This is a genomic window from Microbacterium sp. (genome assembly GCF_040394595.1).
Taxonomy (GTDB): Bacteria; Actinomycetota; Actinomycetes; order Actinomycetales; family Microbacteriaceae; genus Microbacterium.
Genome location: NZ_JBEBSA010000015.1, coordinates 46,795 through 67,341 on the forward strand (window position 1 = coordinate 46,795; position 20,547 = coordinate 67,341).

Below are 20,547 nucleotides of genomic sequence, written 5' to 3' on the forward strand. Positions count from 1 at the left end.
ATGCCGTTCCTGTCGCTGATCGTCATCGCGCTGATGATCGTCGCGCTGATCGACATCATCACGCGCGATGATTCGCAGGTGCGCCACATGCCGAAGTTCGTGTGGCTCCTGCTGGTGATCCTGCTGCCCTTCATCGGTGCGGTGCTGTGGTTCGCGATCGGCCGTGAGTATCCGGAGGGCGGCATCCGCGTCTCCCGCGACCGCGCCTCGCGTCCGGCGCGCACCGACGCCCCTCCGGCGCCTCCGGCGGCTCCGGCGGACACGCGCTCGACCGAGGAGCAGATCGCCGACCTGGATCGCGAGATCGAGGAGTGGCGGCTGCGCGAGGAGATCGCCAAGCGCAAGAAGGAGCGCGGCGAGGAGGACTGATCAGGCGGCGTCCGGCAGCGCGAAGGAGCTGCGGATCGCCTCCTCCAGCCCGGGGTGGCGGAATGTGTAGCCCGCGTCGAGCAGGCGCTGCGGGATCGCCCACCGGCTCTTGAGGATGAGCTCGGTCTCGGTGCGGATGCCGACGGCGCCGAGCTCCAACATCCACCGCGGCATCGGCGGACCGAAGGGCACGCCGAGCACACGCCGCACCGTCGCCATGAAGGTGCGGTTGTCCGACGGATGCGGGGAGGCGGCATTGACGGGCCCCTCGAGGGACGGATGCCCTTCGAGGAAGTCGATGATCCCCAGGACGTCGTCGACGTGGATCCAGCTGAACTTCTGCGTGCCGCCCTTCGCGCCGGGGAAGTGCCCGGTGCCGGCCGCCCGGCGGCGGGCGCCCACCGGCCACCGGCCGTCGAGCTGAGTGCCGCCGAGCCCGAGGCGCGCGAGCGATCTCAGCGGCCCCAGCACGCCGGCGTCGCCGAGGACGATCGCGGTGCGGAGCGCGACCCGTCGCGTGGCGGGCAGGTCGTCGGCGAGGAGCGCGCGCTCCCAGGCCTTCGCCACCTCCACGGAGAACCCCGTCCCGAGCTCTCCGCCGTCCTCCGTCATCGGACGGTCCTCGGCGTGACGGTAGATCGTCGCGGTCGAGGAGTTGACCCACAGCAGCGGGGGAGAGGAGGCGCGCGAGATCGCGGTGCTCAGCGATCCGGTGGTGTCCAGGCGGGACCGGAAGATCTCGGCCCGGTTCTCCGGGGTGTAGCGGCAGTTCACGCTCTTGCCGGCGAGGCCGATCACGAGCCCCGCGCCGTCGACGGCCCGGTCGATCCCGGCCTGGTCTCCCCAGGCGAGGTCGGCGCGGCCGCGCGAGATCGTGACCACCTCCCGGCCCTCTGCGCGGTACTTCTCCTGCAGGTGGCGTCCGATGAAGCCGGTCGATCCGCCGATCACGACACGCGTGGAGGTCATGGCCGCTCCTCTTCGACGCGATAGGAGAACTCGCCCGCGTACTCGTAGATCCGGCCGAGGAGCGGCAGGTCGATCGTCACCTCGACCCGCTGCCGTCCCGTCGCGGGGACGACACCCTCGGTGAGGCGGATCCTCGGGGCGAGCGGAGCGGGGATCCGGATGCGCAGCCGGCCGATCCGCAGGCCCACGGCGGTGCTGCGCAGCAGCAGTCGGCCACCCTCCACGGAGAGGCCGAACGCCGCGCGCACGGTGCCCGGCTCGCCGAGCTCGTCGGCGAGGACGCCGCCGGTCGTGACGACGACGGCGTCGTGCATGCGCCAGTCGCCGCCGGGGAGGTGGAAGGTCCGCTCGGCGATCGCCCGCCCGGCGATGGTGCGGTTGCGCACCGTGAACGGCACATCGGCGTGCCATCCGGCGAACGCGACGCCGCGGGACTGGAAGAGTCTCAGCAGCGGCCAGAGGATGCGGCGCGGGGAGCCCGCCCGCTCGAAGACGCCTTCGCCCACGCCGACGTGCCCGGCGGGGATGGTGTCGAAGTACGTGCGCAGCGACGGATGGAGCTCCTGCGATCGCTCGCCGAGGGCCCTCGCATAGGGGGACTGGGCGATGTGGCGCATGCCTAGAGCCTATCGGCGGGGCCCGGGCGGCCGGTCAGCCGGGGAGCGGTGCGAGCAGGGCGAAGAGGGTGCGGAGGTCGTCGGCCATGTCGATCCCGGGGTCGAGCAGCCACTGCGTCTGCAGTCCGTCCATGGTCGCCAGGATCAGCCGCGCGGCGGCCTGCGGCGCGATGTCGTCGCGGAGGGCGCCGTCCCTCTGCAGCGCGGCGATGCGCCGCGCGAACCCCTCGCGGTTGCGCGCGTACCGGGTGCGGAAGTACTCGCGACGCGCGGTCGGAGCGGTATCGGTCGCGGCGAGCGAGGCGACGACCGCGAAGAGCGCGACGAGACCGGGGACGGTCGCGTTGTGCGCCACGAGGGAGACCGAGGCCTCGAAGCGGCCGTCGTCCCTCGCCGGATAGGCGGCCCTGTCGACCTCGTCGCGGTGCCGCACGATCTCGAGCATGAGCGCCTCGCGCGATCCGAAGTGGTGGAGCAGCCCGGCCTTGGACCTGCCGACCTCCTCGGCGACGAGCTGCAGCGTGGTCGCGTCGAAGCCCCGCTCGGCGAGGATGCGCAGCGCCGCGTCGAGCACGTCGAGCCGGAACTGCTCGGTCTTCGCGTACTGTCCGCGGGGTGCGCCGGTGGCCATGGGATAAAACTCTACCGCTGGTCGGGTTTTGGAGATAGCCTGTCAAAACCGACCCGTGGTCGGGATCATCGTCGTCGCCGTGGAAGCCGAGGAAGCATGACTCAGCCTGAACTCTCCATCCAGCTCTACTCGGTGCGGGAGGCGCTCGCCGCCGACCTGCCCGGCACACTCGAACGCCTCGCGGGGGCCGGGCTGCGCAACGCCGAGGCCTTCGGGTTCGTCGGCCGCGCCGCGCAGATGCGTGCCGCCGCCGACGCGGCCGGCCTCGCGGTGCCGAGCGGGCACGCGCAGTTCCTCACCCCCGCGGAGGACGCGCCCCCGCTCGGCCGTGTCCTCGACGACGCCGCGGCGCTGGGCATCACGACCCTCATCGACCCGATGGTCGCCCCCGATCGCTGGGCCGCCCGCGACGAGGTGGAGAAGACCGCGGCGCTCCTCAACGCGGCGGCGGACGAGGCCGCCGCCCGCGGCATCCGGCTCGGATACCACAACCACTCGCAGGAGTTCCATCACACGATCGACGGCGTCCCGGCGCTGGAGCTCTTCGCCGGCCTCCTCGACGAGCGCGTCGTGCTCGAGGTCGACGTGTTCTGGGCGGCGATCGGTCGCCAGGATGTGCCGGCGCTGCTCCGCCGGCTCGGCGACCGCGTTCGCCTGCTGCACGCCAAGGACGGCGTCCTCGGCGAGGACCCCTTCCTGGGCGGCGACTTCGGCGGACTGGATCAGCGCGTCGCCGGGGAGGGCGATCTCGACCTCCCGGCCATCCTCGCCGCCGCGCCGGCCGCGGAGTTCGCGGTGATCGAGTTCGACGCCTACGACGGCGACCTCTTCGACGCGATCGCGCGCAGCGCGGTGGCGCTCCGCGCGGAGGGCGTGCGATGAGCGGCGGCCCCGTCGGCGTCGGCTTCATCGGCACGGGCATGATCAGCGACACCTACCTGAGCCACCTCCGGTCGTTCCCCGACGTCCGAGTGCTCGCGCTGGGCGATCTCGACACCGCGCGGGCCGCGGCGCAGGCCGAGAAGCACGGCGTCCCGGTCAGCGGGACCCCCGAGGACGTGCTCGCCCATCCCGAGGTGGAGATCGTCGTCAACCTCACCATCCCCGCCGCGCACGTGCCGGTGAGTCTCGCCGCGATCGCCGCGGGCAAACACGTCTGGAGCGAGAAGCCGATCGGCGTCGACCGCGCCTCCGCGCGGGAGCTGCTCGCGCGCGCCGAGGACGCCGGCCTGCGGGTCGGCATCGCCCCCGACACCGTGCTCGGCCCCGGTCTGCAGACCGCACGCCGCGCGATCGCCCGCGGCGACATCGGGACTCCGCTCTCGGCGCAGACCTCCATGCAGTACGTCGGACCCGATGTCTTCCACCCGAACCCGGACTTCCTGTTCGCCCGCGGTGCGGGTCCCGTCATCGACATGGGTCCCTACTACGTCACCGCCCTCGTGCACCTCTTCGGCCCGGTCGCCCGGGTGGGCGCGGTCGGCCTGAGGGGCAGGGAGACGCGGACGGTGCAGGTCGGCGACCGTGCCGGCGCGGAGTTCCCGGTCGAGGTGCCGACCCTGGTGCAGGCGATCGCGCAGTTCGAGCACGGCGCGACCAGCCAGAGCGTCTTCAGCTTCGACTCCCCGCTCACGCGCACCGGCGTGGTGGAGATCACCGGCACCGAGGGCACGATGATCGTCCCCGACCCGAACACCTTCGGCGGCGAGGTGCGCGTGATGGCGCGGCCCGCGCCCGCCACCGTGCAGGGCGACCCGGAGTGGCGGATCGTGCCGCCGGTCGGCGTCGAGGCGGGCCGGGGGCTCGGCGTGCTCGACATGGCCAGGGCGATCCGCGGCGGCGGTGCCCACATCGCCACCGGCGCGCTGGGGTACCACGTGTTCGACACCCTGCTCGCGATCGAGGAGTCGGTCGGCACAGGCCGTTTCATCGAGGTCGAGAGCACCGTCGGCACGGTGCCCCTCGTGCCGGAGGACCGCGATCCCTTCGAGGCGACCCTGTGACGGTCTCCGGCCGCGCGGCGCCGCACCTCAGCGGGACCGGCCTGCGGGCCGGCTTCCTCGGCGGCGGCTTCATGGCGGCCGTGCACAGCCGCGCCGCCCGGGCCGCCGGGGCGCGGACCGTGCTGCTGGCGGGCTCAACGCCGGAGCGCGCGGCCCTCGCCGCCGCGGAGCTCGGCATCGAGAAGGGGGCGGCCGGCGTCGCCGAGGCGATCGAGGGCAGCGATGTCGTGCACGTCTGCACGCCGAACGCGCGGCACGCCGCGCAGACGCTGGACGCGCTCGCCGCCGGTCGGCACGTCGTGTGCGAGAAGCCGCTCGCGACCACCCTCGACGACGCCTCGGAGGTCGCCGCCGCCGCCGCGGACTCCGGACGCGTCGCCGCCGTCCCCTTCGTCTACCGCTACCACCCGATGGTGCGGCGGGCCCGCGCCCTGATCGCCGCGGGGGAGGCGGGCGCCGTGCTCACCGTCGACGGCGCGTACCTGCAGGACTGGATGCTGCGGTCCGCCGAGGCGAACTGGCGCGCGGACACGGCGGCCGGAGGCGCCTCGCGGGCGTTCGCCGACATCGGCTCGCATCTCTGCGACCTGATCGAGTTCGTCACGGGCGACCGCATCGTCGCCCTCAGCGCCCGCACGCGCACCGTCCACGCCGACCGCGCCGGCACGAGGGTCGTGAACGAGGACCTCGCGGCCGTGGTCGCGGAGCTCGGGAACGGCGCGCTCGCCACCCTGCTGGTGAGCCAGATGGCGCCGGGCCGGAAGAACGGCCTGGTGCTGGAGGTGCACGGCTCGGAGAAGTCGGTGCGGTTCGCGCAGGAGCGCCCCGAGGAGCTCTGGATCGGCGGCGCCGAGGCGTCGCAGCTGGTGCTCCGCGAGCCGGGGATGCCTGGGGACCGCGGACTCTCCCTCGTGCCGTCCGGGCATCCGATGGGTTATCAGGACGCCTTCGACGCCTTCATCGCCGATGTCTACGCCGCGGCCCGCGGCGAGGAGCGCGAGGGCATGCCCACCTTCGCCGACGGTCTGCGCGCGGTGCGGATCACCACGGCCGTGCTCGCCTCCGCGGCCGACGCGGGGCGCTGGGTCGACGTCGCCCCGCACTGACACACCATCCGAGGAGGAACCATGACCACGCATCCCGTCACGCTGTTCACCGGCCAGTGGGCCGACCTGCCGTTCGAGGAGGTCGCCCGTCTCGCCGCATCCTGGGGATACGACGGCCTGGAGATCGCCGCGTCCGGAGACCATCTCGACCTGATGCGCGCCGACGAGGACGACGCCTACGTCGCCTCGCGCCGGGAGATCCTCGACCGGCACGGACTCCAGGTGCACGCGATCTCGAACCACCTCGCCGGACAGGCCGTGTGCGACGCCCCCATCGACTTCCGCCACCGGGCGATCCTGCGTGACTACGTGTGGGGCGACGGTGAGGAGGAGGGCGTGCGGCAGCGCGCGGCCGAGGACATGAAACGGGCCGCGCGGGTCGCGCGCAAGCTCGGCGTCGACACCGTGGTGGGCTTCACGGGGTCGTCGATCTGGCCCTATGTCGCGATGTTCCCGCCCGTGGGCGCCGACGTCATCGAGGCCGGGTTCGCGGACTTCGCGGCCCGCTGGAATCCGATCCTCGACGTGTTCGACGCCGAGGGCGTGCGCTTCGCGCATGAGGTGCACCCCTCGGAGATCGCCTACGACTACTGGTCGAGCGTGCGGGCGCTCGAGGCCGTCGACCACCGGGAGGCGTTCGGGTTCAACTGGGACCCGTCGCACATGATGTGGCAGAACATCGACCCCGTGGGATTCATCTGGGACTTCCAGGACCGGATCTACCACGTCGACTGCAAGGACACCCGCATGCGCCCGCAGAACGGCCGCGCCGGCGTCCTCGGATCGCACCTGCCCTGGGGAGACCCGCGCCGGGGATGGGACTTCGTGTCCACCGGGCACGGGGACGTGCCGTGGGAGGACGCCTTCCGCGCCCTCGACGGGATCGGCTACGACGGCCCCATCTCGATCGAGTGGGAGGACGCGGGGATGGACCGTCTGCACGGCGCCGCGCAGGCCGTCGGCTTCGTGCGGTCGCTCCTCTGGCCGAAGGCGGAGGCCTCCTTCGACGCCGCCTTCCGCAACCAGTAGGCGGGGGGACGGGGCGTCAGTCGCGCAGGCGGACGAGCCGCTCGTGTCCGTCCTCGGACAGCTCCGCGACCGCGTCCCGAGACTTCAGGAAGTCGGAGAAGGAGCGGTAGCCGAGCGCCTTCTCGCTGAAGGACGGATCCATCCGCCGCATCTGCGTCTTCACCGCCGAGCTGTGCAGCCACTCGTCGGCGTCGCCCTTGTCGTGGCCGAGACGGAGGGCGCGGACCAGCAGCGCGGAGGCCTCCGCCTGCTCGTCGCTGACCGGAGCCTCGGCCGGAGCCTCCGGCACGGCGGCCTCCTCCGGGGCATCGGGCTTCGTCGCGGCGCGGCGGGACCCCTTGCCCTTCGCCTGAGCGCTCTTCGCCTTCTGCTCCGCGGCCTTCGGGGCGGGGCGCTCCACGCCGGGGAGGGAGTCGTACGACTCGAACTCGTCGCAGGCGGCGGCGAGCGACTTGGCGGTCGATCCCGCGACACCGACGCCGATCACGTAGCGGCCGAGCCGCTTGCAGCGCTGCGCGAGGGGCACGTAGTCGCTGTCGCCCGCGACGATCACCACGTGCGTCAGGTCGGGCAGCCGGAACATGTCCTCGACCGCGTCGACGGCGAGCCGGATGTCGGCGCCGTTCTTGGCATAGGCCGCGGCCGGGAACAGCTGCACGAGGTCGACCGCGCGGGCGACGAGCTGCGAGCGGTACTCGGCGTTGACCGGGGACGACCAGTCGGCATAGGCCCGGGTGAGCACGAGCGTGCCGAACGAGGACGCGTAGTCGATGATCGCACCCACGTCGACGGTGGCGCGGGCCAGCCGCTCGGCGACCTCCGCGTCCCCCGGGTCCTCCGCGATGCGCTGCCGGTCCTTGCCGTAGGCGTTCCTGCCGTGCACCCGGTCGTACCAGGAGATGACGATGTTGTCGAAGTCGAGGTACACCGCGACGCGTGCGTCGCCTCCGTCTGCCATCAGCTCAGTCCTCTCCGGGGTAGCTCACGCCGATCTGGCGCCGGATCTCGTCGAGCGTGCCCATGATCGCCACCGACTCGGCGATCGGGAGCAGGTCGCCGGCGAGGTCGCCCGCGCGCACGAGCCGCTCGGCGCCCATCGCCTCGAACTGCATGCCGCGCCCCTCGACCTCGGAGGCGTACTCCTCGAGCACGTCCCCGTTCGAGGCGATGACGCGGAAGGACGTCGGCGTGTACCAGACGCGGTCGATCTCGATGCGCGCCTTCGTGCCCACGATCGCCGCGCGGTTCGGGCCGGCGCCGCGGGAGGACGAGAGGCTGGTCGAGATCGCGCCGCCCTCGTGCGTCATCACCGTGGCGACCTCGGCGTCGGCTCCGGTCTCGACGAGGCGGGCGGACGCCTGGATGCTCTGCGGGGCGCCGAGCACGTCCCAGATGAACGAGATCGGATAGATGCCGAGGTCGAGAAGCGCCCCGCCGCCGAGCTCGAGCGCGTTCAGCCGGTGCGCGGGGTCGGTCGGCAGGTCCTGCGTGTGGTCGGCCATGACCGCACGGATCTCGCCCAGCGTCCCCTCCGCGATGATCTCGCGGATGCGGATCATGTGCGGCAGGTAGCGGGTCCACATCGCCTCGGTGACGAGCAGGCCGCGCTCGGCGGCGAGCCGCTGCAGGTCCTCGGCCTCGGCGCGGTTGATCGTGAAGGCCTTCTCGACCAGCGCGTGCTTGCCGTGCTCGAGCACCAGCCGCGTGTTCGCGTGATGCATCGGATGCGGGGTGGAGACGTAGACGATGTCGACCTCGGGATCGGCCGCCAGCGCCTCGTAGGAGGCGTGCGCGCGGGGGATGTCGAACCGCGCCGCGAAGGCGTCGGCGGACTCCTGGGAGCGCGAGCCGACCGCGACGAGGTCGAGCCCCGCGGTGCGCAGGTCGGCGGCGAAGGAGGCGGCGATGCCGCCGGTGGCGAGGATTCCCCAACGAAGACCGGTCATGGGCTCCAGCGTAGCGGGGCGTGCCCTCGCGCCGCCGGGGGATCCCGCCGGCTCAGAGCCGGGCGAGCGCCTGGTCGAGGTCGGCGATCAGATCGGCCGGGTCCTCCAGCCCCGCGGAGAAGCGGATCGTCGCGTGCGAGATGCCGGCCGCCTCGCGCTGCTGCGCATTCAGATGCGAATGGGTCATCGACGCGGGGTGCGCGACGAGGGTGCGGGCATCGCCGATGTTCGCGACGAGCCGGGCCACCCGCAGGGCGTCGATCACGCGCGCGGCGCGGAGCTGCGCCTCCTCCTCCGACTGCCCGACGACGCCGGCGAGATCGAAGGAGAACACCGAGGGAACGCCCCGCGGCAGGTAGCGCTGCGCGAGCGGATGCCAGGGGTTGCCCGCGAGACCCGGGTGGTTCACCTTCGCGACGGCCGGGTGCGTCTGCAGGTGCTGCGCGATGCGCAGGGCGGTGGCGCTCTGCCGCGACACGCGCAGATCGAGGGTCTCGACGCCCTGCAGGATCTGCCACGCGTTGAAAGGGGAGAGCGACGGGCCGAGGTCGTGCACGTACTTCGACTTCACCAGCGCCGCGAACGACTGTCCGAGGCCGAAGCGCTCCCAGAGCACGAGGTCGCCGAACCTCTTGTAGGGCCCGGTGAACTGCGGCCAGCGCTCGGGGTCGGCTCCGAAGTCGAAGGCGCCGACGTCGACCACCACGCCGCCGAGGGACGTGCCGTGTCCGGAGAGGAACTTCGTCGCGGAGTGCACCACGAAGTCGGCGCCGTGCTCACCGGGGCGTACCAGGTGCGGCGTCCCCACCGTGTTGTCGATCACGAGCGGCACACCGGCCCCGTGCGCGATGTCGGCCACGAGGCGGATGTCGAGCACCTGCGCGACCGGGTTCGCGACCGACTCCGCGAAGAGCGCCCTGGTGCGCGGTGTGACGGCGGCTCGCCACGCGTCCGGGTCGTCCTGGTCGACGAAGGTCACCCCGATGCCGAAGTCGTCGAAGGTGTCCTGCAGCAGGTCGACCGTCCCGCCGTAGAGCTGGTTCGCGGCGACGACGTGTCCGCTCCGGCCGGCGAGCGCGAGGAGGGTCACGGCGACGGCCGCCTGTCCCGAGGCGACCGCGACGGCGGAGGTCCCGCCCTCGAGCGCGGCGACCCGCTCCTCGAGCACCTGCTGCGTGGGGCTGGCGTTGCGGCTGTAGAGGTTGCCCGTCGTGCGCAGGGCGAAGAGGTCCGCGGCATCCGCGAGCGAGGCGAACTCGAACGCGGCGGTCTGGTAGATCGGCGGGACGGCGCTGTTCTGCGGGGTCCCGACGACGTAGCCGGCCTGGATCTGCCGCGTGGCGAACTCGGTCATCCGTCCATCATCCGGTCGGGGCCGTCCCGCGCCGCGGCGTGTGTCGAACTGTTGCGGCACGTGACCGGATGCGACGCGGGGCCTGTGGTCCGCCTCGTCGGGCCGCCTACCGTGTCGGGCATGACCGAACCCCTCATCATCGGCGCCATGGTGCGCACCCTCGGCGCCTACCCCTCCGGTTGGCGGCACCCCGGTGCGCACCGGAACCCGGCCGGGGACGCGGCGGTGCTCCGGGACATCGCCAGGGAGGGGGAGGAGGCGGGGCTCGACTACCTGTTCTTCGGGGACTGGCTCGCGACGGGTCCCGACCTCGAGTTCCGCGATCCCTACCTGCTCGCGCGCATCGACCCGGTGAGCGCCGTGCAGTTCCTGGCCGGCCTGACCTCCCGGATCGGTCTCATCGCGACGGTCAACACGACCTACGCCGACCCCTACGCCACCGCGAGGGCGCTGGCGTCCCTCGATGTGCTCACGGGGGGACGCGCGGGCGTCAACCTCGTCACCGGCGCCGAGCCCCGCGCCGCGGGCAACCACGGGCGCGACGCGCACGCCGACAACGAGACCCGCTACGACCGGGCCGAGGAGTTCGTGCACGCCCTGCGCCGGCTCTGGGACTCCTGGGCCGAGGACGCCTGGCTCGCCGACGCCGAGCGGGGCGTGCTGATCGATCCGGACGGGCTGCGGGACGCCGACGTGCGCGGGGAGCACGTGCGCGTCGCCGGCCCGCTCAACGTCGCACGCCCGCCGCAGGGACGGATCCCCATCGTCCATGCCGGCACCTCGCCGCGGTCGCGTGCGCTCGCGGCGACGGAGGCCGACCTCGCGCTCATCGCCGCGCCCTCCCTCGACGACGCCGTGGCCACCCGGCGGAGCCTGCGCGCCGACGCGGTCGCCGCCGGTCGCGACGCCGACGGGGTGCGCGTGATCGCACCGGTGCTGCCCGTCGCCGCCGAGAGCACCGGCGAGGCACGGCGCATCGTCGCCCGGCTGCTGGAGCTGGTGCCGCTCGCCGAAGGCCATCAGGTCGGGCGGGCGGCCTTCCCCGCGGGGCGGACCGTCGCCGCCCTCGCCGACCTGTGGGAGATCGCCCCCGACGACGGCCTGCGGAACGCCGCGCTCGACGCGCCGGTGACCCCGGCCGAGGCGGCGCGTCTCGGCTCCCGCGGCGAGGCGCTCGCCGCCAGGCTCTCCGCGATCGCCGGACTGTCCGTCGGCGCCGCGGCATCGCATCCGCTCACCTGGCGTCATCTCGTCGCCGCACAGGCCGTCCCCGCCGCCTTCGTCGTGGGGGACGCCGCCCGCATCGCGGACCACTTCGAGGAGTGGCGCGACGCCGGCGCCGCCGACGGCTTCAACGTGCTCTCCGCCTTCCAACCCGGGCAGTTCGAGGCCTTCACGCGCCTCGTCGTGCCCGAGCTCCGCCGGCGCGGCCTGCTCGGCAGAGACGGCCGGACGCTCCGCGAGCGCCTCGGGATCGCCGCGCCGGCGCTCGCCGCGCGCTGAACGTTACGCCCTGTTTCCCCCTGTGACCGGCGGTGTCTTCACATGACGACACCGTTCGCGACCGCCCCGCCGCACTCCCTAGCGTGAACCGCACCCCTTACCCCGCATCTCCAGGAGGCCCCGCATGAACCGTCGCTTCGTCCGCGCTGCCGCAGTAGCCCTGCCGCTCGTCATGGCCGCCGGTCTCGCCGCCTGCGCCTCCTCGCCCGCGCCGGCGGGCGCGCCGACCGACGCCGGCTCGCCGGTGACCGGTGGCACGCTCACCTATCTCGAGCACCAGACGTACACGAACCTCTATCCGCCGCAGGCCGGCTTCTATCCGAACGGCGGGATCGTGAACAACATCACCGCCCGCCTCACCTGGCAGAACCCGGAGACGCTGGCGATCGAGCCGTGGATCGCGACCGACTGGAAGGTCAACGCCGAGGCGACCGAGTACACCTTCGACCTCCGGAAGGACGCCACCTTCGCGGACGGCACGCCGATCGACGCGGCGGCCGTGAAGAAGAACTTCGACACCTACGGCCTGGGCGACCCCGCGCGCGGACTGACCGTCTCCGAGGCGATCAACAACTACGCCGGGAGCGAGGTGGTGGACGCCGACACCGTGCGATTCCGCTTCTCGGCGCCCGCGCCGGGCTTCCTGCAGGCCACCTCGACGATCAACTCGGGGCTGCTCTCGTCGAAGACCCTCGACGGCAAGATCGAGGACTTCGGCGCGGGGAACGCCGAGCACGTCATCGGCTCCGGCCCGTTCACGGTGACCGGCGAGAAGGTCGGGACCGAGTACACGCTCACCGCCCGCAAGGACTACACCTGGGCGCCGAAGAGCGCCGACAACCAGGGACGGCCCTACCTCGACGCCGTCCACGTGCTCGTCACACCCGAGGACTCGGTGCGCATCGGCTCGCTGCTCTCCGGGCAGGCCGACTACGTCCGCTACGTGCAGGCGTTCGACGAGGCGCGGGTGGAGCAGGCCGGCTTCACCCTGCACGCCCCGCAGACGCGCGGCGTGAACAACTCGCTCGCGCTGCGGCCCGACAACCCGCTGCTCTCCGACATCCGGGTGCGGCAGGCGCTCGTCGCGGCCGTCGACGCGAAGGAGGTCGTCGACACCCTCTTCACGAAGAACTATCCCGTCGCCACCTCTGTGCTCTCCTCGAAGGCGCTCGGCTACAAGGACGAGTCCTCCCACTACGCGCACGACGTGAAGAAGGCCGAGTCCCTCCTCGACGACGCCGGATGGAAGCCCGGCAGCGACGGGATCCGGGAGAAGGACGGACAGCGCCTCTCGCTCTCGGTGTTCGAGTCCCTGCCCCAGCCGCAGTCGAAGCAGACCCTCGAGCTCGTCGCGCAGCAGCTCAAGAAGGTCGGCGTCGAGCTGAAGGTCAAGCCCGGCGACGCGGGAAGCCGCGCGGCGGACATCCGCGACGCCCAGAAGACCCCGATCTCGCACGAGATGGTCGGACGCGCCGACCTCGACGTGATCAAGAGCGAGTACTTCTCGAAGAACCGCGACGTGCTCGTCTCCTCCGACCAGGAGCTCGACCGGCTGCTGACCGTCGTGGCGTCCGAGGCCGACCCGGACAAGCGGATCGCCGCCTCCCAGGCGGTGCAGGACTACCTCGCCAAGCAGGCGTACGTGATCCCGCTGTTCGAGGAGCCGCAGGTCTACGGCACCGCACCGTATGTGCGAGGCGTCGCCTACGAGTCGGTCGGCCGCCCGTCCTTCGCCGGGGTCTGGCTCCAGGAGCACTGATGGCCTTCGTGCTCAGACGCGCCGGGCAGGCCGCGATCGTGCTGATCGCGGCCTTCACGGCCACCTTCTTCCTGCTGCAGCTGCTGCCGGGCGACGCGATCCTCATCAAGTTCACCGATCCGAGCCTGGGTCTCACGCCCGATCAGCTCGACGGGATCCGCGCGGCGTACGGCGCCGACCTGCCCTGGTGGCAGCAGTACCTGCACACCGCGCTGGGCTTCCTGCAGGGCGACTTCGGCTACTCGAGCCAGTTCGGCACGCCCGTGCTCACGCTGCTCGCCGAATCGCTGCCCGCCACGCTCCTGCTCGCCGCGCTCGGGTTCGCGGTGGCGGCCCTGCTCGCGGTCGGGATCGCCGCGCTCTCGTCGCTGGTCCGCTTCGCCTGGCTGCGCAACGCCATCCGGCAGGTGCCGGGGCTGTTCGTCGCGGTGCCGGTGTTCTGGCTGGGCATCCTCCTGATCCAGGTCTTCTCCTTCGGGCTGGGATGGATCCCCGTGGTCGGGGCCGACCCGGTGCGCGGGCTGATCCTGCCGGTGCTCACCCTCGCGGTGCCGATCTCCGCTCCGCTCGCCCAGGTGCTCATCCGGGCCATCGACCAGGTGCAGGCCCAGCCCTTCATCACCGTCGTCCGGGCCAAGGGGGCATCGCCTGCCGGGGTGCTCACCCGCTCGGTCGCCCGCAACGCGGCTCTGCCGGCGCTCACGATCGCCGGTGTCCTCTTCGGAGAGCTCGTGGGCGGTGCGGTGGTGACCGAGACGGTGTTCGGCCGCACCGGGATCGGGCGGCTCACCCAGCAGGCGGTCGCGAACCAGGACGTCCCGGTGCTCCAGGGCATCGTGCTGCTCTCCGCGCTCGGGTTCGTGCTGATCAGCTTCGCCGTGGACCTGGCCGCCCCGCTCATCGACCCGCGGCAGCGTCGCGGATCCGCCGCCCGCGCATCCGCGGCAGCTCCGGCGAAGGTCCAGGAGGCGATCGCATGACCGCGCCGGTGCTCACCGAGACCCCGAGCCCCGCGACCGAGCGGACGCCGGAGCGACCGGCTCCCGCGGGGCCCCGCACGGCGCACCGCCGCAGGCGCCGGCTCCCGTGGGGGCTGTACCTCGCGATCGCGGTGGTCGCCCTCGTCGTGCTCTGGGCCGTCGTGCCCGGGATCTTCGCCCCCGGCGATCCGCTGCAGGGCGTCCCCGCGGAGAAGCTGCTGCCGCCGAGCGCCACGCACTGGTTCGGCACCGACATCCTCGGCCGGGACCTCTTCGGGCGTGTGGTGCACGGCGCGGTGAACTCCCTCTCCGGAGCGCTCATCGCGGTGACGGTCGGACTCGCCCTCGGCACGCTGATCGGCGCGCTCGCCGGCGCCGTCGGCGGTGTGCTCGACGACGTGCTGATGCGCATCGTCGACGTGCTGCTCGCGATCCCCGGCCTGCTGCTGTCGCTCTCGGTCATCATCCTGCTGGGCTTCGGCACCGTGAACGCCGCCCTCGCGGTGGGCCTCGGGAGCGTCGCCGCCTTCGCCCGGCTGATGCGCTCCGAGGTCGCCCGGGTGCGCCGCACCGAGTACGTCGAGGCGGCGTACGGCAGCGGGGGGACGTTCCTCGCGGTGCTGCGCCGGCACGTGCTGCCCAACTCGCTCACGCCGGTGCTCGCCCTCGCCGCATTGCAGTTCGGCACCGCGATCCTCGCGATCTCGACCCTCGGCTTCCTCGGGTACGGCGCCCCGCCGCCCACCCCCGAGTGGGGGCTGCTCATCTCCGAGGGGCGCAACTACATCGGCACCTCGTGGTGGCTCACAGCTCTCCCGGGGCTCGTCGTGGTCGCCGTCGTGCTGAGCGCCAACCGCATCAGCCACCGTCTCGGAAGGAGCACGCGATGACCGTCCTCGCCGTCGACGACCTGAGGGTCTCCTACGCGGGTCGCGCCGCCCGCCGCGACGTGGTGCACGGGGTCTCCTTCGAGATCGCCGAGGGGGAGACGCTCGCCCTGGTCGGGGAGTCCGGATCGGGCAAGTCGACCACCGCGCACGCCCTGCTCGGGCTCCTGCCCGAGGGCGGCCACGTGGAGGGCGGTCGGGTGCTGCTCGGCGACCTCGACATCTCCGGATGGGGCGATCGCGCGCTCCGGGGCATCCGGGGACCCGAGATCGGCCTCGTGCCGCAGGACCCGGTGACCTCGCTCGACCCGGTGCGCACGATCGGCGCGCAGGTGGAGGAGGTGCTGCGCCTGCACGGGCACCGCGACCGCCGCGCACGCCGGGCACGCGTGCTCGAGCTGCTCGAACGCGTCGGCATCGACGACCCGGAGCTGCGCGCGCGCCAGCATCCGCACGAGCTGTCCGGAGGCATGCGGCAGCGCGTGCTGATCGCCTCGGCGATCGCCCTGCGCCCGCGGCTGCTCATCGCCGACGAGCCCACGAGCGCACTGGACGCCACGGTCCAGCGTCGTGTCCTCGACCTGCTCGACGAACTGCGCCGGGAGGAGGGGACCAGCATCCTCCTGGTCACCCACGACCTCGGTGTCGCCTCCGACCGGGCGCAGCGGATCGTCGTGCTCAACGGCGGACGGATCGTCGAGCAGGGGAGCAGCGCCGAGGTGCTCGCCGCGCCGTCCGACCCCTACACCCGGCAGCTGCTGGCCGATGCGCCGGCCTTCGCCACCGGGTTCCGGCGGCCCGAGGCGCCGCCGTTCCTGCGGGACGCCGCCGCGGCCGCGGCGGAGAACCCCTATGCGATCGTCGCCGAGGGGCTCGTCAAGGAGTTCCGGGTCGGCGGGCGGGCGAGGTTCCGTGCGGTCGACGACGTGTCCTTCCGGGTGCGGCGCGGCACCACGCACGCCCTCGTCGGCGAGTCCGGCTCCGGGAAGACGACGACGGCACGGCTGATCACGCGATTCCAGCAGCCCGACGCCGGCGCGATCGAGCTCGGCGGCGACGACGTGACGGCGGCCTCCGGCGCGCGGCTGCGGGGGCTCCGCCGTCGCATCCAGCTCGTCTATCAGAATCCGTTCGCGTCGCTGGACCCGCGCCAGCGGATCGTCGACATCGTCGCGGAGCCGCTGCAGAACTTCCACGTCGCGGGGGCCTCGGAGCGCCGTGCTCGCGCGCTCGCCCTGATCGATCGCGTGGCGCTCCCCTCCGACGTCGCGCAGCGGACGCCGCGCGAGCTGTCCGGAGGGCAGCGACAGCGCGTGGCGATCGCGCGGGCACTCGCGATCGATCCGGAGATCGTCGTCCTCGACGAGGCCGTCTCCGCGCTCGACGTGAGCGTGCAGGCCCGCATCCTCGACCTGCTCACCTCGCTGCAGAGCGAGCTCGGGCTCACCTATCTGTTCATCTCGCACGACCTCGCGGTGGTGCGCAGGATCAGCCACACGGTCTCGGTGATGCGCCGGGGCCGGATCGTCGAGGAGGGCGCCACCGAGGAGCTCTTCGACGACCCGCAGCACGACTACACCCGGGAGCTGCTCGCCGCGGTCCCCGGCCGATCGGAGGTACACGCATGACCGCACCCGCACTGGCGTTCTTCACCCGGCTGCTCGATGACGCGCCCCCCGCGGAGCGCTACCGGCTCGCGACCGAGCAGATCCTGCAGGCCGAGAGGCACGGCGTCGAGCGCGCCTGGGTGGCCCAGCACCACTTCCACGCCGCGGAGGGCGGCCTGCCCTCTCCGCTGGTGCTCCTCGCGCACATCGCGGCGCGGACGTCGTCGATCCGGCTCGCGACGGGGATCATCACGCTGCCGCTGGAGGATCCGGTGCGTGTCGCCGAGGACGCGGCGGTCGCCGATCTCCTCTCCGGCGGCAGGATCGACCTGGGTATCGGCAGCGGCGGCACGCCCTCGTCCTTCCTCCCCTTCGGGCAGCACGTGCGCGACAAGGCCGAGGTCTACGACCGGAAGCTCGCCGTGCTGCTCGATGCGCTCGAGGGACGTGACGTCGGCGGGGGGAACACGCTCTACCCCGAGGGAGCCGGGCTGTCCTCGCGCATCTGGCAGGCGACGTTCTCGGCCTTCGGCGGCACGCGCGCAGGACAGCACGGGCACGGGCTGCTGCTCTCTCGTACGCAGCCGCGTCCGGCCGACGACCTGCACGCGCCGCTGTCCGCCCTGCAGGACCCGATCATCGACGCCTACCTCGACGCCCTCCCCGACGGGGCGGAGCCGAGGATCACCGCGTCGCGCACGGTGTTCGTGGCGGACGACCGTGCCGAGGCGCTGCGCTTCGCCGAGGTCGGGCTGCGCCGGGCGGCGGAGGGCTTCCGCCGTCAGGGACAGACGATCCCGGGCGACGGGCTCGACGACCTCATCGCCGCGCTCGACACCCACATCGGCACGCCCGAGGAGGTCGCCGAATCGCTCGCCGCGGACACCACGCTCGGCCGCGCCACCGAGATCGCCTTCCAGGTGCACTCGGTCGACGCCCCGCACGAGCACGTGCTGCGGTCGATCGAGCTCTTCGCCGGGGAAGTCGCCCCGGCGCTCGGATACGCCGTGAAGGAGAACGCATGAGCCAGGACATCGTCGATCGGATCGCGGAGGTGACGCCGGAGCTCGACGCGCTGCGGCGCCGGCGCCCCGTGACGAGGGAACAGCTGCAGGCGAGCTTCGACGCGCTGTTCCGGCCGCTGTCGACGGCCGAGGTCTCGCAGGAGGAGCGCGAACTGATCGCGGCCTTCGCGACGAGGCTCGCCGGCGAGGACGCGACGGCGGCGTTCTACGCCGCCCGCGCCGAGGCGGCCGATCCGTCCCGTGCGGGGACCGTGCTCGGCGAGGCCGCGCGGGCGGCGACGCGCGGGCCCTTCGGCGCCTACGCCGAAGCGGGCCTGCGTGATGAGAGCACCGACGGGGAGCGCTACGCGCCGTCGGCGGAGGTCGCGGACGCGGTGGGCGAGAGGATCGCCGCAGCGCTCGCGCACGCGCATCTCCTGGTGTTCCGCCCCCGGGAGGCGGCCAGCGGCGACCTCGCCCGGCTGCTCGATGCCGGCTGGTCGGCCGACGGCATCGTCACGCTCTCGCAGCTCGTGTCGTTCCTCGCGTTCCAGCAGCGCGTGGTCGCGGGCCTCCGCACGCTGGCGGCGGAGGGACTCTCGGACGCGGCGGTCGCGTCCGACCGGGATGACGAGGAGGAGGCGGCATGAGCGAGCCCCGGCAGGTGCTCCGGCACGAGGACACCCCGCATCCGTTCGCGTTCACGCGCGCCGAGGTCGGCTGGACGCCGCATCTCGCCCCGCTGGCGGAGGACGAGCTCACCGAGCGCCACCTCGACGGCCTCGTCGACGCCGGCCGTGCGAAGAGCGACTACTTCCGTCTGCTTGCCCGTGACCCGGAGGTGCTGAAGGCGCGCACCCTGGTCGACAAGGACATCTTCTACAACGTCGCGGAGGGTCTGCCCCGCGCGGAGCGGGAGCTCGCCGCGACGGCCGCATCGCGCCGCAACGGCTGCGTCTTCTGCGCATCGGTGCACTCCCGGTTCGCCGCGCACTACAGCAAGCGCGTCGACGACGTCGATCGTCTGCTCGAGCAGGGCGTGACGACGGAGCTCGGCGAGCGGTGGGACGCGATCGTCGCCGCTTCGGTGGCTCTCACCGACACGCCGAACGCGTTCGGCGAGGGGGAGATCGCGCGGCTCCGTGCGGCCGGGCTCGACGACCTGGAGATCGCGGACGTCGTCCACGGTGCCGCGTTCTTCAACTGGGCGAACCGCCTGATGCTGTCGATCGGGCGGCCGGTGACCCCCGCCGTCTGAGGCTCCGCTCCCGCGCGCCCGCCCTGGTCTCCGGGGCGGGCGCGCGGGGTGTCCGCGGGTCGTGACGCGGTGTGGGGCGGGGTGGGGTGGGGTGCTCCCCCGGTGTGTTCGCGTCGGCCCGGTGCGTTGCAGGTGCATGGAAGGTACCGGGTGGGCAGGACCGTACCGGGTTTGCGCGGGGTGTCGGCGTGTCGTGACGCGGTGTGGGGTGGGGTGGGGTGCTCTCCCGGTGTGTTCGCATCGGCCCGGTGCGTTGCAGATGCATGGAAGGTACCGGGTGGGCAGGACCGTACCGGGGCCGTGCGGTGGAACGCCGTCCTACGAAGGCGGGTTCACGGGGCGCGGACGGAGACGAGCCGGCGTCCGGACAGCACGCCGGGAAGGCGTCGAGAGGCAGGGGTCAGGGGACCAGGACGATCTTTCCGCGGGCCGCGTGCTGCTCCACGAGCTCGTGCGCGCGTGCCGCCTCAGAGAGCGGGAGCTCCGGGCCGAGCTCGATGGTGAAGTCGCCGGCGGCGAGGAGGTCGATCGTCAGCGGCAGAGCCTCGGCGCGCCAGGCCTGCTCCTCCTCGCTGAGCGGCTCGGGGCTTCCGCCCGAGAACGCCCGGATGCCGAACGACGCCGCATCCGGGCCGCGCACGATCGTCGCGATGCGGTCGCGGTCGACGACGAGGGTGAGGGACGTGGCGATCGCTTCGTCCGTGCCCGCGCAGTCCAGGGCGACGGTGACGCCTCCGGGTGCGGCCTCGCGCACGCGGTCCTCCAGACCGTCGCCGTAGGCGACCGGGACGGCTCCGAGGGTGCGCAGCTGTTCGTGCCTCTCCGGGCTGGCGGTGGCGATCACGGTCGCCCCCCAGTGCACCGCATACTGGATCGCGGCCTGGCCGACCGCCCCGGACCCCGCGTGGATCAGCAGGGTGTCGCCCTTCACGACCCGCAGGGAGCGGAGGGATTGATAGGCGGTGCCCGCCGGGATGGCCAGCGTGGCGCCCTCGGCCGCGGTCACGCCGTCGAGCAGATGGGCGAGATGCGCCACGGGCACGGCGAGCAGGCTCGCGTAGGTGCCGAGCGTGTCGCGGATCGCCACCCGGTCGCCGACGGCGAAGCCGGTGACACCCTCGCCGAGCGCCTGGATCGTGCCGGCGCCGTCGAAGCCGACGCGCCGCGGAGCGGTCAGCGGGGGCAGGGGGCGGGCGCCGCTGCGCTGCTTGGCGTCGATGGGGTTGACACCCGCCGCCTCGATCCGCACCACGGCCTCACCGGGGCCTGCGACGGGGTCGGGGACCTCCACGAGCTGCAGGACGTCAGGGCTTCCGATTTCCGAGAACACGATCGCACGGGCCATGCTGCCAGGCTAGCCCGAATGCCCCGGGGCGGGGCCGCTGGCGGGGAACCGGGCCGGGTCCTCCCGGCGTGTTCTCGTCGACCCGGTGTGTTGCGAGCGCATGCAAGGTACCGGGCGGGCGGGAAGGTACCGGGTGAACGCGGGGACGCGGAGCACCGGGCTCGTGCGGGGCGCCGGAGG

The 20,547-nt window shown here is 72.9% G+C and carries 20 protein-coding genes; 13 read left to right on the top strand and 7 right to left on the bottom strand.

The genetic code is table 11. From position 1 onward, the window contains the following. Positions 1 to 369, top strand: coding sequence for a PLD nuclease N-terminal domain-containing protein (locus ABWO84_RS13005; protein WP_353115195.1), 369 nt, complete (start codon positions 1 to 3; stop codon positions 367 to 369). On the opposite strand, the gene ABWO84_RS13010 is transcribed toward ABWO84_RS13005, so the two are convergent. From ABWO84_RS13010 to ABWO84_RS13020, 3 genes are read right to left on the bottom strand one after another with little or no spacing between them, the layout of a single operon-like run. After that, on the bottom strand, positions 370 to 1,338 hold the full coding sequence (locus ABWO84_RS13010) for an epimerase (RefSeq protein WP_353115197.1): 969 nt from the start codon (positions 1,336 to 1,338) through the stop codon (positions 370 to 372). Beyond that, complete coding sequence (locus tag ABWO84_RS13015; RefSeq protein ID WP_353115199.1) at positions 1,335 to 1,955, bottom strand: DUF4166 domain-containing protein; 621 nt, start codon at positions 1,953 to 1,955, stop codon at positions 1,335 to 1,337. Before ABWO84_RS13015 ends, ABWO84_RS13010 begins: the two co-directional genes overlap by 4 nt. A 34-nt stretch (positions 1,956 to 1,989) precedes the next feature. Continuing rightward, on the bottom strand, positions 1,990 to 2,586 hold the full coding sequence (locus ABWO84_RS13020) for a TetR/AcrR family transcriptional regulator (protein WP_353115201.1): 597 nt from the start codon (positions 2,584 to 2,586) through the stop codon (positions 1,990 to 1,992). 96 nt (positions 2,587 to 2,682) lie between these two features. Between ABWO84_RS13020 and ABWO84_RS13025 the strand changes: the two genes are divergently transcribed. The 4 genes from ABWO84_RS13025 to ABWO84_RS13040 are packed head-to-tail and all read left to right on the top strand — an operon-like array spanning position 2,683 to position 6,724. After that, positions 2,683 to 3,468, top strand: coding sequence for a sugar phosphate isomerase/epimerase family protein (locus ABWO84_RS13025; protein WP_353115203.1), 786 nt, complete (start codon positions 2,683 to 2,685; stop codon positions 3,466 to 3,468). Further along, the gene (locus tag ABWO84_RS13030; protein ID WP_353115205.1) at positions 3,465 to 4,589 is read left to right on the top strand and encodes a Gfo/Idh/MocA family protein; all 1,125 of its coding nucleotides are present in this window, start codon (positions 3,465 to 3,467) and stop codon (positions 4,587 to 4,589) included. The genes ABWO84_RS13025 and ABWO84_RS13030 overlap by 4 nt, the downstream gene beginning before the upstream one ends. Continuing rightward, positions 4,586 to 5,695: a Gfo/Idh/MocA family protein gene (locus ABWO84_RS13035; protein WP_353115207.1), complete on the top strand. Its 1,110-nt coding sequence runs from the start codon at positions 4,586 to 4,588 to the stop codon at positions 5,693 to 5,695. Before ABWO84_RS13030 ends, ABWO84_RS13035 begins: the two co-directional genes overlap by 4 nt. A 21-nt stretch (positions 5,696 to 5,716) precedes the next feature. Beyond that, positions 5,717 to 6,724: a sugar phosphate isomerase/epimerase family protein gene (locus tag ABWO84_RS13040; protein WP_353115209.1), complete on the top strand. Its 1,008-nt coding sequence runs from the start codon at positions 5,717 to 5,719 to the stop codon at positions 6,722 to 6,724. 16 nt (positions 6,725 to 6,740) lie between these two features. Here ABWO84_RS13040 and ABWO84_RS13045 read toward each other — a convergent pair whose 3' ends face one another. Genes ABWO84_RS13045 through ABWO84_RS13055 form a run of 3 tightly spaced genes read right to left on the bottom strand, consistent with a single transcriptional unit; the run spans position 6,741 to position 10,024 of the window. Next, positions 6,741 to 7,682 (bottom strand): NYN domain-containing protein, encoded by a 942-nt coding sequence (locus ABWO84_RS13045; protein WP_353115211.1) that lies wholly within the window; start codon positions 7,680 to 7,682, stop codon positions 6,741 to 6,743. A 4-nt stretch (positions 7,683 to 7,686) separates the two neighbouring features. Then, a complete protein-coding gene (locus ABWO84_RS13050; protein ID WP_353115213.1) occupies positions 7,687 to 8,670 on the bottom strand; it encodes a Gfo/Idh/MocA family protein in 984 nt (327 codons plus the stop codon). A 52-nt stretch (positions 8,671 to 8,722) separates the two neighbouring features. Continuing rightward, positions 8,723 to 10,024, bottom strand: coding sequence for an O-acetylhomoserine aminocarboxypropyltransferase/cysteine synthase family protein (locus ABWO84_RS13055; RefSeq protein ID WP_353115215.1), 1,302 nt, complete (start codon positions 10,022 to 10,024; stop codon positions 8,723 to 8,725). A 120-nt stretch (positions 10,025 to 10,144) separates the two neighbouring features. On the opposite strand from ABWO84_RS13055, the gene ABWO84_RS13060 reads away from it, so the two are divergent. The 8 genes from ABWO84_RS13060 to ABWO84_RS13095 all read left to right on the top strand — a co-directional run bounded on the left by ABWO84_RS13060 (position 10,145) and on the right by ABWO84_RS13095 (position 19,022). Continuing rightward, on the top strand, positions 10,145 to 11,527 hold the full coding sequence (locus ABWO84_RS13060; RefSeq protein WP_353115217.1) for an NtaA/DmoA family FMN-dependent monooxygenase: 1,383 nt from the start codon (positions 10,145 to 10,147) through the stop codon (positions 11,525 to 11,527). 124 nt (positions 11,528 to 11,651) lie between these two features. Then, on the top strand, positions 11,652 to 13,286 hold the full coding sequence (locus tag ABWO84_RS13065; protein WP_353115219.1) for a TIGR04028 family ABC transporter substrate-binding protein: 1,635 nt from the start codon (positions 11,652 to 11,654) through the stop codon (positions 13,284 to 13,286). Further along, positions 13,286 to 14,266: an ABC transporter permease gene (locus ABWO84_RS13070; protein ID WP_353115221.1), complete on the top strand. Its 981-nt coding sequence runs from the start codon at positions 13,286 to 13,288 to the stop codon at positions 14,264 to 14,266. The genes ABWO84_RS13065 and ABWO84_RS13070 overlap by 1 nt, the downstream gene beginning before the upstream one ends. Then, positions 14,263 to 15,156, top strand: a complete 894-nt coding sequence (locus ABWO84_RS13075; protein ID WP_353115223.1) for an ABC transporter permease — start codon at positions 14,263 to 14,265, stop codon at positions 15,154 to 15,156. Before ABWO84_RS13070 ends, ABWO84_RS13075 begins: the two co-directional genes overlap by 4 nt. Further along, positions 15,153 to 16,781 (top strand): dipeptide ABC transporter ATP-binding protein, encoded by a 1,629-nt coding sequence (locus ABWO84_RS13080; protein ID WP_353115225.1) that lies wholly within the window; start codon positions 15,153 to 15,155, stop codon positions 16,779 to 16,781. The genes ABWO84_RS13075 and ABWO84_RS13080 overlap by 4 nt, the downstream gene beginning before the upstream one ends. Next, the gene (locus ABWO84_RS13085) at positions 16,778 to 17,785 is read left to right on the top strand and encodes a putative FMN-dependent luciferase-like monooxygenase (RefSeq protein WP_353115227.1); all 1,008 of its coding nucleotides are present in this window, start codon (positions 16,778 to 16,780) and stop codon (positions 17,783 to 17,785) included. The genes ABWO84_RS13080 and ABWO84_RS13085 overlap by 4 nt, the downstream gene beginning before the upstream one ends. Continuing rightward, complete coding sequence (locus tag ABWO84_RS13090) at positions 17,782 to 18,414, top strand: CMD domain protein (RefSeq protein ID WP_353115229.1); 633 nt, start codon at positions 17,782 to 17,784, stop codon at positions 18,412 to 18,414. The genes ABWO84_RS13085 and ABWO84_RS13090 overlap by 4 nt, the downstream gene beginning before the upstream one ends. Continuing rightward, a complete protein-coding gene (locus tag ABWO84_RS13095; protein ID WP_353115231.1) occupies positions 18,411 to 19,022 on the top strand; it encodes an alkylhydroperoxidase domain protein in 612 nt (203 codons plus the stop codon). Before ABWO84_RS13090 ends, ABWO84_RS13095 begins: the two co-directional genes overlap by 4 nt. A gap of 400 nt (positions 19,023 to 19,422) precedes the next feature. Here the strand turns inward: ABWO84_RS13095 and ABWO84_RS13100 are convergent, their stop codons facing one another. Then, on the bottom strand, positions 19,423 to 20,367 hold the full coding sequence (locus ABWO84_RS13100) for a quinone oxidoreductase family protein (RefSeq protein WP_353115233.1): 945 nt from the start codon (positions 20,365 to 20,367) through the stop codon (positions 19,423 to 19,425). Between the last annotated feature and the right edge of the window lie 180 nt (positions 20,368 to 20,547).